Origin of the sequence: Paenibacillus sp. FSL H3-0286 (assembly GCF_045040705.1) — a bacterium.
GTDB classification, from domain to species: Bacteria; Bacillota; Bacilli; order Paenibacillales; family Paenibacillaceae; genus Paenibacillus_AQ; species Paenibacillus_AQ odorifer.
The window spans coordinates 1,222,449-1,235,426 of the sequence record NZ_CP150285.1 but is presented as its reverse complement, the minus strand read 5'-3'; the positions used below and the strand labels follow the sequence as shown (position 1 = coordinate 1,235,426).

At 46.7% G+C, this 12,978-nt stretch carries 12 protein-coding genes; 10 read left to right on the top strand and 2 right to left on the bottom strand.

Features of this window, described 5'->3' with window-relative positions:
• The first annotated feature begins 6 nt into the window (after positions 1-6).
• The 3 genes from MHB37_RS05325 to MHB37_RS05315 are packed head-to-tail and all read left to right on the top strand — an operon-like array spanning position 7 to position 3,414.
• Positions 7-873, top strand: coding sequence for a carbohydrate ABC transporter permease (locus MHB37_RS05325; RefSeq protein WP_038568998.1), 867 nt, complete (start codon positions 7-9; stop codon positions 871-873).
• Positions 870-1,691, top strand: coding sequence for a carbohydrate ABC transporter permease (locus MHB37_RS05320; protein WP_172628781.1), 822 nt, complete (start codon positions 870-872; stop codon positions 1,689-1,691). The genes MHB37_RS05325 and MHB37_RS05320 overlap by 4 nt, the downstream gene beginning before the upstream one ends.
• 34 nt (positions 1,692-1,725) lie before the next feature.
• Entirely contained in the window at positions 1,726-3,414 is a 1,689-nt protein-coding gene (locus tag MHB37_RS05315) for an alpha-glucosidase (protein WP_076219686.1), read from the top strand.
• Positions 3,415-3,462: 48 nt separating this feature from the next.
• Here MHB37_RS05315 and MHB37_RS05310 read toward each other — a convergent pair whose 3' ends face one another.
• Both MHB37_RS05310 and MHB37_RS05305 read right to left on the bottom strand, forming a co-directional pair.
• On the bottom strand, positions 3,463-3,993 hold the full coding sequence (locus MHB37_RS05310; protein ID WP_076195176.1) for an NAD(+) diphosphatase: 531 nt from the start codon (positions 3,991-3,993) through the stop codon (positions 3,463-3,465).
• 36 nt (positions 3,994-4,029) lie between these two features.
• Complete coding sequence (locus MHB37_RS05305) at positions 4,030-5,505, bottom strand: amidase family protein (protein WP_405169017.1); 1,476 nt, start codon at positions 5,503-5,505, stop codon at positions 4,030-4,032.
• Between the two features lie 169 nt (positions 5,506-5,674).
• Here MHB37_RS05305 and MHB37_RS05300 point away from each other — a divergent pair, with 169 nt between their 5' ends.
• From MHB37_RS05300 to MHB37_RS05270, 7 genes are all read left to right on the top strand, one after another.
• The gene (locus MHB37_RS05300) at positions 5,675-6,520 is read left to right on the top strand and encodes an STM4015 family protein (RefSeq protein WP_405169016.1); all 846 of its coding nucleotides are present in this window, start codon (positions 5,675-5,677) and stop codon (positions 6,518-6,520) included.
• A 7-nt stretch (positions 6,521-6,527) separates the two neighbouring features.
• The gene (locus MHB37_RS05295) at positions 6,528-7,817 is read left to right on the top strand and encodes an STM4014 family protein (RefSeq protein ID WP_076129566.1); all 1,290 of its coding nucleotides are present in this window, start codon (positions 6,528-6,530) and stop codon (positions 7,815-7,817) included.
• Entirely contained in the window at positions 7,817-8,599 is a 783-nt protein-coding gene (locus MHB37_RS05290) for an STM4013/SEN3800 family hydrolase (RefSeq protein ID WP_076129567.1), read from the top strand. Before MHB37_RS05295 ends, MHB37_RS05290 begins: the two co-directional genes overlap by 1 nt.
• A 32-nt stretch (positions 8,600-8,631) precedes the next feature.
• Positions 8,632-9,981, top strand: a complete 1,350-nt coding sequence (locus MHB37_RS05285; RefSeq protein ID WP_076305647.1) for an STM4012 family radical SAM protein — start codon at positions 8,632-8,634, stop codon at positions 9,979-9,981.
• Complete coding sequence (locus tag MHB37_RS05280) at positions 9,978-10,844, top strand: STM4011 family radical SAM protein (RefSeq protein WP_339246682.1); 867 nt, start codon at positions 9,978-9,980, stop codon at positions 10,842-10,844. The genes MHB37_RS05285 and MHB37_RS05280 overlap by 4 nt, the downstream gene beginning before the upstream one ends.
• Before the next feature lie 102 nt (positions 10,845-10,946).
• Entirely contained in the window at positions 10,947-11,684 is a 738-nt protein-coding gene (locus tag MHB37_RS05275; RefSeq protein ID WP_076129570.1) for a glycerophosphodiester phosphodiesterase, read from the top strand.
• A gap of 4 nt (positions 11,685-11,688) precedes the next feature.
• On the top strand, positions 11,689-12,921 hold the full coding sequence (locus MHB37_RS05270) for an SLC45 family MFS transporter (RefSeq protein WP_339246679.1): 1,233 nt from the start codon (positions 11,689-11,691) through the stop codon (positions 12,919-12,921).
• Positions 12,922-12,978 lie beyond the last annotated feature (57 nt).

Sequence of the window (12,978 nt, the reverse complement as noted above, 5' to 3'; positions counted from 1 at the left end):
TACATGATGGCCAAACGCCGAGTCGCCTTTTATCTAATGACTATACCGGCATTGCTTCTTTTCTTTGCCTTTCACACCTTTCCTGCACTGCAGGGTATTTATTATTCGTTCACTAACTGGGACGGCTTCAGTGACAGCTTTGATTACGTAGGATTTAAGAACTTCATTAACATTTTTCAAGATGAAAATGTGCTGAATTCATATGTGTTCACTTTTAAATATGCCATCTTAACAACTATTCTCATCAACATCATCAGTTTGTTGATTGCGCTTGGGCTTAACGCCAAGATTAAAGCCAAAAACTTTTTCCGCGGTGTATATTTCCTGCCAAATATCCTCAGCGTGCTGATTGTCGGCTTTATTTTCAACTATTTGTTCGCAAATGTATTCCCTATCTGGGGCGAGAAGCTTGGCAGCGAATTCCTTTCGCAGAACATTCTCGGCAACTCCGATTGGGCCTGGATCGGTATCGTCATTGTAGCCGTTTGGCAGGGAATTGCTTATAACACGATTCTCTATCTGGCAGGTCTACAGACCATTCCGCAAGATCTTTACGAAGCCTCCAATCTGGACGGCGCTAGCCGCTGGAGAGAATTCTGGAGTATTACTTTTCCAATGCTTGCTTCCTTCTTCACGATCAACATGGTGCTGGCGATGAAGGGCGGCTTAATGGTATTCGACCAAATCGTAGCCTTGACAGGTGGGGGACCTGGACGTTCAACACAATCCATTGCCCACTTAATCTATACAGGCGGCTTCCAAGGCGGAGAATTTGCCTATCAATCGGCGAACGCCGTGATTTATTTTATCGTGATCGTTGTGATCTCCGCCCTTCAGCTTAAATTTCTGCAGAAACGGGAGATGGACTTATGATCAAAAAATCAAGCAACTGGCCTGCAACGATTCTTATCGCGCTAGGCTCACTACTGATCCTTTTTCCGCTGTACATGACTATTGCTATCGCGCTAAAAAATCCCGAGGAAATGGCTCAATCCATCTTTTCACTGCCGACTGGCCTGCATTTTGAGAACTTCGCCAATGCCATTAAGGCAACCAATTTCTTCAACGCCTTAGGAAATAGCGCCACGATCACAATAACATCAGTAGTGTTCATCTTGCTTACCAACTCCATGGTAGCCTACGCGATTGCCCGCAATATGAACCGAAAATTCTTCAAAGCGCTCTACTTTTATTTTATCAGCGCAATGTTTATTCCTTTCCAGATTATTATGCTGCCTGTGGTCAAAGTGACAACGGATCTGCATATGAACAACATTCTGGGTCTTATTATTCTATACATTGTTTATGGCTTGGCTTTTAACGTGTTTGTATACACTGGCTATATCCGCTCTATTCCTTATGAGCTAGAGGAAGCTGCCACAGTAGATGGTGCAACGACATTCGGAACGTTCTGGAAGATTATTTTCCCACTTCTTGCTCCGGTCAGTGCAACAATTGGTATCCTCTCCTGTCTGTCGACTTGGAATGACTTTATGCTGCCGTTGATTCTGCTAGGTGATCAGGATTCATACACACTTCCGCTTGTACAGTATGTCTTCCAAGGTCAATTCAGCACAGATTTCAACTTAGCCTTTGCTTCGTATCTGCTTGCTTTATCCCCGATGCTCGTGGTTTATTTGTTCGCGCAAAAATGGATTATCAGTGGACTAACATCAGGGTCCATTAAATAACTAAGATTTATATAGAGAGATAGGAGAGTTATACATGGATAAGAAATGGTGGAAAGAAAGCGTAGTTTATCAAATCTACCCCCGCAGCTTCAAAGACAGTAACGGGGACGGCATCGGTGATCTGCAGGGCATTATCTCGAAACTCGATTATTTAAATCAGCTTGGCGTCGACGTAGTCTGGTTATGCCCGGTATACGAGTCGCCAAACGACGATAACGGCTATGATATCAGTAACTATCAAAGTATTATGGATGATTTCGGAACACTCTCTGATTGGGAGGAACTGCTAGCTGGACTTCACAGCCGCGGCATGAAGCTGATTATGGATCTTGTGGTCAACCACTCCTCTGATGAGCACGCTTGGTTCGTGGAGTCCCGCAAATCGCAGGATAATCCTTATCGTGATTATTATATCTGGCGGCCGGGCCAGGACGGACAGAAGCCTAACGACTGGGGTTCCTTCTTCAGCGGTTCGGCTTGGGAATTCGATGAGAAGTCGGAGGAATATTACCTCCATCTCTTCTCGAGAAAGCAACCCGACCTGAATTGGGATAATCCTAAGCTGCGCCAGGAAGTCTACGATATGATGACCTGGTGGCTGGACAAGGGCATTGACGGATTCCGTATGGATGTAATCAACTTGATCTCCAAAGTACCGGAATTACCTAGCGTTGCCCCAGAAAATAACGGAGAACAGCCTACGTACCACTTCGGAGGAGACTATTTCGTTAACGGACCACGCGTACATGAGTATATGCAGGAAATGAACCGTGAGGTCCTGTCCAAGTACGATATCATGACAGTGGGCGAAGCCGTTAATGTCACTCCCGAGGAGGCTTCGTTGTACGTTTCCGAGGATCGCAACGAGCTGAACATGGTATTCCATTTCGAGCTTATGGACGTCGATTCCGGACCTGGAGGCAAATGGAATGTACAGCCTTGGAAGCTGGCGGACATCAAGTCCATCATTTCCAAATGGCAAATCGCGCTGGACGGTAAAGGTTGGAACAGTCTGTATATGAACAACCACGATCAGCCGCGTATGTTATCCCGCTTCGGAGATGATAAGTTATATCCGAAAGAGTCTGCCAAGATGCTGGCAACACTGCTGCACACGCTCCAAGGCACACCTTACATCTATCAAGGCGAAGAAATCGGCATGACGAATGTACAGTTTGATTCCATCAACGATTACAAAGACATTGAAATCTTGAATATGTATAAAGAATACTTGGCTGCCGGACATTCGGAAGAAGCAATCATGAACTCCATTTACATTAAAGGCCGGGACAATGGCCGTACGCCGATGCAATGGAACGCCGAGCCGCAGGCAGGCTTCACGACGGGCTCTCCTTGGCTAGCCGTAAATCCTAATTACAAGGAAATTAATGTGGAGCAGGCGCTGGCTGATCCTGATTCTATTTTTTACTATTATAAGAGACTTATTGAGCTGCGCAAGCAGCATGAAATTATCGTATACGGAAATTATACAATTCTGGCTGAGGAGAATGAACAGGTATATGCTTATCTGCGTACTCTTGGAGAAGAACAGCTACTGGTTGTATTGAATTTCTTCGGAGAGCCTGCGACCTTCGAACTTCCTTCTACTGTGAAGTTCCAAGCGAAGGCATTGCTTATTGCCAATTACGAAGTAAATCCAGAAGAAGAACTAAACACAATTCAGCTTCGTCCTTATGAAGCTCGTGTGTATAAGCTTAAATAAACTAGACCCCCTACATGAAACAATAAAAAGGAGCCTCACGGCTCCTTTTTACTTTCCTCCAACAGCTACCGGATTGACCTGTACCTGTCCCGCGTTCAATTTCTCAATAATCGCCAGTAAGAAGGTTTCGGCTAGGCTGTTCTTTTTAATCGCTCTGGCGGCTTCTTCCAAAGTAAACCATTCAGCATGATCAACCTCAGTACTCACCTGGCTCAAGTCCTCCGAATCTGCAACACCTATAAAATTCAGCATTAGCGTATTGGATGGTGCGAAGTACAAGCTGCGCATATATTCATAAGCGACAATATCAAGTCCTACCTCTTCTTTTACCTCACGTACGAGAGTCGTTTCCGCATCTTCACCTTTGTTCACGTATCCTGCGAGTAATATATAGTCTGGCCGATTATATTGCTGAATTAATAAAATCTTGTTTTTCTCCCTGTTTAATACTGCTGTACTAATCGCCGTGCTGAAAATAGGGAATCGAAACATTTCACACGCATTACAATAAGGTACCTGCCCTTCCCCTTCACTTTCTTTCATTACTAACTCTGTCCCACATTCCAGGCAATACTTCAAACTGATCGCTTCCTTCTATTCTAAGTTAGCCTAATTCTACTCCAATTGAGGTGGAATCCGGTGATACGTAGCTTGTTCAAACCCGTATGCTAAGGCTATGAGCGTAGGCTCGCTATAAGCTTTTCCGGAAAAAACAACACCAAAAGGTCCCCTGGTCGAATCCCCATCCGCATCAATAATGCCTTGAGATACATATCCCGCCGGAACAGTAACTAATGGATAACCTAAGCGTGCCGCAATATACATGCCATCTACATCACCAGGCAGCAATAACGCGTCTAAACTATATTGCTCCAACACATAATCTATTCCTTGCTCAAGCGCTAATTCCTTGTATTCTTGTCTCTTCTCTTCATAGGCCTCTTCAGTTAATGTTACTTCTTCTGATCTTGTCAGGGTGTCTTGCCCATATTGCAAGGCAATCTCAGCATGTCTTTCATTATAGGCTATCAATTCTTGCAAAGAGTGAATCGGAACGGAATCATCTACTTGTGCTAAATACTGGTTGAGCCCTTTTTTAAATTCATAACAAATCACATCATTATTCCAATTCTGTTGTTCAACATGTACTGTGACAGGATCTATAATGGTAGCCCCTTCATTCTTCAAGGTCAAGATAGCTGCTTCCATAATTGCAAGCCTCTCAGCGTCTAAATGCTTATAATAATGCCGTGGAATACCTATTCTTGCTTGTCGTATAAAGCTTTTATCTAAACTTGAAGTATAGTCTGTATAAGCGTATTTTTCGCTTGAAAATGTTGCTGAATCGTTGTCGTCCACTCCGGTTAACGCCCCTAAAATAATTGCCGCATCTGTAACCGTTCTAGCTATAGGCCCAGGGGTATCCTGGCTTACTGAAATGGGAATGACTCCAGAACGGCTCACTAATCCCACCGTAGGTTTGATTCCGACAAGAGCATGTTGGCTGGCTGGACCGACAATAGATCCTGCGGTTTCCGTTCCGATCGCTGCTGCTGCCAGATTCGCTGCTACGGCTGCCGCAGACCCAGAGCTGGAACCACTGACAAATACCGTCCCAGGTCCATACGGATTCAGTACAAGCCCTCCCCGCGAGCTATATCCTGCAGGCATTGTACTAGACATAAAATTAGACCACTCCGACATATTCGCCTTCCCAAGTAAAATAGCCCCCGCCAATCGAAGCTTGGCCGCTACAAATGAATCTTTTGCCGCAATTGATCCAGCTAAAGTTACAGAACCGGCACTCGTATGCATCTTATCCGCGGTGTCTATATTATCCTTCAATAAAATAGGAATACCGTGCAGGCTCCCGCGGCTCCCTTTTTCTGCTCGTTCTTTATCGAGTGCTCGCGCGATTTGTATAACCTCTGGATTTATTTCTAAAATAGAGTTTATGTCTATATCGTATTTTTGGATCCGCTCCAGATATACTTGAACTATATCCTCTGAGGTAATTAAACCTGCTTCCAGAGCCTCTTGCATTTTAATTATATCCGTCTCAATAATCCATTCCTGAAGTTTATTCTTCATACGAATAACTCCTTCCAAAAAAATAAAATTGCCTCTAGTATAAACCTACCACAAAATTTCACCTCAATAATATGGAGAGTTTAACTATAGTTATATTCAGCTATTTGACTCCCTCGGCAACAGATGATAGGGTATTTTCGAAGTTAAATTTTTCCGGGAGGGAACACCCATGACGGAAGTAAAGCTTAGTATTGGATACGACGAATTCGAAGAAGGTCAAAGAATTGGCGAAGCAATTGAGAAGTTAAGCAGCAGCCCTGAAGGTGCGTCGCTGACCAGCCTAATTATCGGTGATTGGGGGCAAGCCTACGAGAATAGCTCGGAAGAGGTTGTAGAGGCACTGGTTACGCATAGCGCCAGCTTCCCGGCTTTACGCAAGCTTTTTATTGGTGAGATGGGCTATGAGGAATGCGAGATTTCATGGATTACCCAAAGCGATCTATCACCGTTGCTCCCTGCTTTTCCAGAATTACAATCACTCACGATTCAAGGCGGGAATGAGCTGAGCCTCTCAGAGCTAAAGCATGACAAGCTGGAGGAACTGATAATTATTAGTGGCGGCTTAAGTAAAGCCGTACTTGAAAATATTGCAGCCAGCCAATTGCCGAATTTACGCAAGCTGGAACTATATCTTGGCGTAGATAACTACGGCTTTGACGGAAGCCTCGCAGATATTCTACCTCTTATAGAAGTAGGAAAGTTCCCTAAACTTACCTATCTGGGATTAAAAAATAGCGAAATACAAGATGAAATCGCCGGTGCAGTAGCAAATGCGCCTATCTTAGATCAGCTGGATACGCTAGATCTATCTCTGGGTACCCTCAGCGACGAAGGTGCTGCATTGCTTCTTGCCAGCGAGAGAATCAAGGGACTAAAAGCATTGAATCTAAGCCATCATTTTATGTCCGACGAGATGATCAGCCGGTGGCAGCAGAGTGGATTACCTGTCGATGTCAGCGACAAACAGGAAAGCGATGATGAGGAAGACTGGCGTTATCCTTCCATCACAGAGTGAGCCCCCTATGCGGCCGATGATCGTTATCGGTATTCCTGGGGATAAACGGACTAGCGGCATTCAGCAAGCACGTTCCGATCTCGGAATGCCACCTGCCATCATTTTATCGTACGCTGAATTTCTGCAAGGCCAATCGTTAGGTGATCTGCTGGAAGTGCAGAAGCAGCAGTTATCCAGCCAGCCGGCTGTTTATAACGGAATAGATCTCAGTACGGCTCCCCCGCTGCTGAGATTGGAATCGCCTGGCAGCAGCTTTGAAGTAGAACGTGCCTTAATCGCTCTTGGCGCACCTGATGCCGTTGATGTTGACGATTCGCTGCATCCCTACGCTGAAAGACCTGATCCGCGCCCACTCCGTGTGAAGGTAGCCCATCAATTGAAGGAGATGCAGGGTGTCCTGCATCATCCTTCGCAATGGTTCCGCGGTTATTGCCGCATGCTGGCTAGACTACAGCGCGAAGCCAAAGAGGTTTGTCCAGGCTCGCTATGGTTAAATGACCCCGCTGACATTGCGGCCATGACCGATAAACGGCGGGCACAACAGATTCTGAGTGAGGCAGGCATCCCTATTCCTCGTCCATTAGGCGAGGAACAGCAGCCTACCGACTATGCCTCTCTCCGTGAGATGATGATCTCCCGGCGAATGCACCGGGTATTCATTAAGCTAGCCTTCGGCTCTGCCGCTTCCGGGGTGATCGCCTATCAGCTCCATCCCGTTACAGGTGCCGAAATTGCCTTAACTACAGTGGGGGTCGAGAATTACATCACCCGACCGCCCATTTACTATAATTCCGGTAAACTGCGGCGATACACAGATACCGCCACGATCTCCGGCATTATTAACTGGATTTATCGGCATGGTGGTTATGCCGAGCAATGGATCCCTAAGATCGGCCATAACGGCAAAGCCTTCGATATCCGCCAGCTCGTGGTTCTCCGTGAGGCCTGTCATACAATTGCTCGTGTAAGTTCCACCCCAATTACGAATCTGCATTTACGCAGCCAGCGGATGTCTCCTTCAGAAGCCGGTTTATCAGAATTCATACAGGAGCAGGTACGAAATACCGCGTTGCAAGCGCTGGCGGCATTTCCCCGTTCTGGAGTTGCCGGGATAGACGTGCTGATATCTGGAGGATCGCAGCAGTGTTTTGTCGCCGATGTTAATCCTTTTGGCGATTTGCTGTACGATGTGAAATACCGTGGCTGCAGCACCTACGAATGGGAAATGAAGGTATTGACCGCCAGAGACTATATTACTCATCCCTCAACACCGCTTATAAAGGAAGGATCCTCTTAATGGATATGAACACTATCGTTGGCACCCATGACATTCTAATGATCACACTTGATACCCTTCGATACGATGCAGCTACTATGGAGGAAGCGAACTGCCCGAACCTGTGCGGAACGGGATCCTGGGAGAAAAGACATACTCCCGGCAGCTTTACTTATGCGGCCCATCACGCTTTTTTCGGCGGCTTCTTGCCTACTCCAGCTACAACGGATAAGACTGAGCATATCCGTATGTTCCATTCCCGAAATACCGGAATGAAGACGCATCCTCATACATGGCTGTTCGATACGCCGGATATCGTGTCAGGACTTGCTGCCGAGGGCTATCGCACGGTTTGTATTGGAGGTGTTATTTTTTTCACCAAAAAAAATCCACTCGCTCGTGTGTTGCCAAGCTATTTCCAGCAAAGCTACTGGCGGATGACCTTCGGTGTGACCAATCCGCGTTCCACAGAGCATCAGGTGAACCATGCCTTGAAGCTGCTAAAGGATACTCCTAGCGAGCAAAGATTGTTTATGTTCCTCAACGTCTCTGCCATTCACGGACCAAATCATTATTTTGTACCTGGTGCTAAAAAAGACTCCGTAGACAGCCAGCGCGCCGCTCTTCGTTATGTGGACGGTGAACTGGGCCGGTTGTTCGATGCGTTCCGGGAACGCGGCAATCCTGTCTTCTGCCTGGCTTTTTCAGATCATGGAACCGCTTATGGGGAAGATGGCTATCAGGGGCATCGCCTTGCCCACGAGACGGTATGGAACGTCCCTTATCGGGAGTTTATTTTATAATATTTATAACAAGGAAAGGATGGAGAACTGATATGACGTTATCGTCCTTCTCTTTAGAAGAGCTTCACAAGTGGAAAGACAGCATTACTGCTCACCCTTACCGTTCTTATCTGTATTCCTATCCACACAAAACGGCTTACAGGGATTTGCAGCCTCCGATGCCGCTAGAAACACTCTGGCGTGATGAGCCTGCGGAATCTTTCTTTCTATATATGCATATTCCGTTTTGTGGCGCACGCTGCGGATTCTGCAACCTATTTACCCTGCCTGATAAACGCGCAAATGTTCATGCCACATACGTGGATGCCCTGGAACGCCAAGCAAAGCAATGGGCGGAATTCACCAGACATAAACCTTATGCGCGTTTTGCGATCGGCGGTGGAACTCCCACCCTGCTGGCAGCAGATCAGCTCCGCCGCTTGTTCCACATTGCCGTTGATACGATGGGACTGGACACAAATACAGCCTCCATCTCAGTGGAAACTTCACCGGAGACGATTACCGAAGAGAAGCTGAATATTCTAAAAGAGTATACGGTGGATCGGGTCAGCATGGGCATCCAAAGTTTTGTCGCTGCTGAATCGGCGGCCATCTATCGCCCACAAAATCCGGATGAGGTATATCGGGCACTAGAGCTGCTGGGGAAATATGATTTTCCCATACTGAATTTAGATCTGATCTACGGGCTTCCGGGGCAGACGGTCGACTCTTGGCTATATTCGCTCAATCAAGCGATCAGCTTTGAGCCAGAGGAAATTTTCATCTATCCGCTCTACACCCGTGAGCATACGATTGTGAAGCCTGGTGATATCCAGCGTCAGGACGATATTCGCCTAGATTGCTACAAAGCCGCTGGGCAGCTGCTTAGAGCGAGAGGATATCGCCAATACTCCATGCGTCGTTTCGCCAAGGAAGACGCAGGAACAGCTAAACCCATTCTCGATTATAGCTGCCAAGAAGAAGGAATGGTCGGATTGGGCTGCGGAGCAAGATCCTACACCCGCCATGTGCATTACGCTTCCCGTTATGGGGTAAGCCGTAAAGCAACCGAGAGCATTATTGCTGATTACGTGGCGACGGATCGTTACGATACTGCGGATTACGGGATTGTGCTGAGTCTTGAAGAACAGAAACGCCGCTTTATTCTGAAGGCGATTCTACATAGCGAAGGGCTGAAGCTTGAAGATTACAGCCAGCGTTTCGATCAATCGCTCTGGAGCGATTATCCTGAGCTGTCCAACCTGCTTCATTCCGGTCTTGGGCAGGAGGAAGATGGCATCCTGCGCCTTACCACCGAAGGGATGGGTTACTCTGATTCGATTGGGGATTGGTTTATTTCTGGGGAGATCCGAGAGCAGATGGAAAGGTTCGTATTGCCATGAATGCGGTCCTCTACTACCGCGGTTCCCTCACGTCCTGCAACTATGATTGCCCCTATTGTCCTTTTGGCAAAACAAGAGACAGCGCAGCTACGCTCGCCAAGGACCGCCAGGGGCTGGAAGCCTTTGTAGCGTGGGCCTCTGAGCAAGGTGCGGCAGGTCATCGGCTTTCTATATTTTTTAATCCCTATGGCGAAGGGCTGATTCATCGCTGGTACAAAGAAGCAATGATTGCCCTCTCCAATATGGACCATGTAGAGAAGGTAGCGATTCAGACCAACCTATCTGCCAACCTGGATTTCATCTCCCAGCTGAATCGTAAAAAAGCGGCCTTTTGGGCCACCTACCACCCCGGACAAGTGCGGGAGGATAAATTTCTGGCGCAATGTTTGACTTTATATGAGAACGACGTTCCATTTAGTGTGGGAAGCGTTGGAATACGCAGTGCTTTTTCAGCTATAGCTTCACTTCGTTCTGCGTTACCAGAGAACGTGTACTTATGGGTCAATGCTTACAAAGATAAACCTGATTATTATACAGCTGAGGATTTTGTCTTCCTTAGCGAGATTGATCCACATTTTTCTGTGAATGCTATGGATTATGAAAGCCTTGGCCAAGCCTGCAATGCAGGAAAAGATGTTTTTTACGTACAGGGCGCTGGGCTTGTGAAACGCTGCTATAAGGACAGAAGGGTCATAGGCAATCTTTACCGTGATGGGCTAGAGGGTCTCTCTGCGGTTAGAAGCTGCCGAATGAAGGTATGCGATTGTTATATCGGTTATATTCATATGCCCGAGCTGAAGCTGCGGAGCATCTATGAAGCTGGACTTTTAGAACGAATCCCGTATGGCGCTATGAATAACTGATTTAAAATTCCAGACAGGGTTTCTTTACTCTCTGTGGAATATGACAAGTAGCCCCCATCTATAGGGGCATAGCAAACACTAAAGTTGGAGGGACAATAACTTATGAACAACATCATTAATTTTGCGCATCGTGGAGCGTCGGCAGTGTGTCCAGAAAATACTATGGCAGCATTTCGCAAAGGTCTTGAGCTGGGTGCAACCGGAATAGAAACTGATGTACAAATGACCAAGGATGGCGGCCTAGTCCTCATTCATGATGAAACTCTAAACCGCACAACAAGCGGAACCGGCTATGTGAAGGATCATACACTCGCAGAACTACTGGAAGTGGACGCAGGCTCATGGTTCGGACCTGAATTCAAAGATGAGCGCCTTCCATTGCTGGAAGATTTATTAGATCTGCTGCAAGGTAGAGATACCATCCTAAATATCGAGCTTAAAAATGGCACTTTTTTATATCCGGGTATGGAGGAAAAAGTGATTGCGGCCGTACGTGATTTCAAGATGAGCGATCGCGTCATTTTTTCGAGCTTCAACCATTATTCACTAGCTTACTGTCAGTCGCTGGCACCGGAGATCAGAACAGGAATTCTATACGGGGAAGGCTTGTATCGTCCTTGGGACTATGCTGCTACACTTGGAGCGACTGCGTTGCATGCATATCATTTTGCAGTACTGCCTGAATTCGTCGAAGAAGCGGCGAAGCATGGCGTTGTCTACCATCCTTGGACCGTTAACGATCCCGAGCGGATGAAATATTTAATTGAAGCTGGTGTATCAGGCATTATTACCGATCATCCAGACCTACTCGCTGGACTTCTGGCTGACAAGGGAGTGTGATGGTGTGAAAAAAGTCTGGCTGCTCGGATTCGGCTTTTTCAGCATCAGCATTACATGGAGTCTGTATAACGCATTTGTACCTTTTTTCCTCGAAAAATATGTACATAGTGTAGCCCTAATCAGCTTCATGATGACGATTGATAATTACTTCGCCTTATTCTTGCAGCCTTGGATCGGCAATCGGAGTGACCGCACGACCTCGCGTTTTGGACGCAGAATGCCTTATCTTATGATCGGTATGCCCTTCGCTGCCGTGCTGACTATGCTGATTCCGTTTCATACCGGACTATTTACACTGCTTTTATTTATGATGCTGATGAATTTAGCCATGAGTTTATACCGTTCCCCTACCGTCGCTCTCATGCCCGACATAACACCTGAAGAGCAGCGTACAAAGGCTAACGGATTAATTAATTTCATGGGTGGATTCGGATCAATTCTGGCTTTCGGCGTGGGTTCGATCCTCTATAAATCAAATCCTGCGCTGCCATTTCTCGTTGCTGGACTGATTACCCTGTTATGTCTGTTTATCGTATCGCGCTTCATCAAAGAAAAACGGGATGGTGTGAATATAAGCCCTACGCTTCTATCCGATACAGCGGGGAGCCCTTCTACGACGATAGTTAAGCCTTCCAGAGTCTCCTTTCGCGGCCAGCTGGATCGTACTACAGTCTTTCTACTGGCAGCGATTTTCTTCTGGTTTGTAGCTTATCAAGGGGTCGAAACCTTGTTTACATTGTATGGAAAAAACCATCTGGGCCTCAGTGAACAAGCAGCCTCCTTCTCCCTTACCTTCTTCTCCCTTGCCTTTGTGCTGTTCGCTATTCCGAGCGGTTGGCTGGGTGGGCGATTCGGGAAAAAGAAGATCATTATCGTCGGCGTATGTGGCCTGATGACGGTCTTTGCGCTTGTTGGGTTTGCACAGGACCTGCTGGTGCTTCGAGCGTTACTCCTGACAGGAGGAATCTTCTGGGCTTGTATCAACATCAACTCTTATCCTTATGTTGTTGCAACGGGAACTGAGGAGAGTATCGGTACTCGAACAGGGATGTATTATTTGGTCTCTTCACTGGCAGCGATCAGCTCGCCACCTTTGCTGGGGCTAATGATTGATATTTTTGATTACTCCATCCTGTTCTATGTAGCAGCGATTAGTATGGCGGTTGCCCTGCTCTGCCTCTTCTTGATGAAGGGACGCAAGCAAGTCCCCCACAAGTTTCACACACCGGGAGCCTAAAAAAAAGCGTCAGCCTTAGACATCTATTTATGTCCAGGGCTGACGCTTATATTTTAC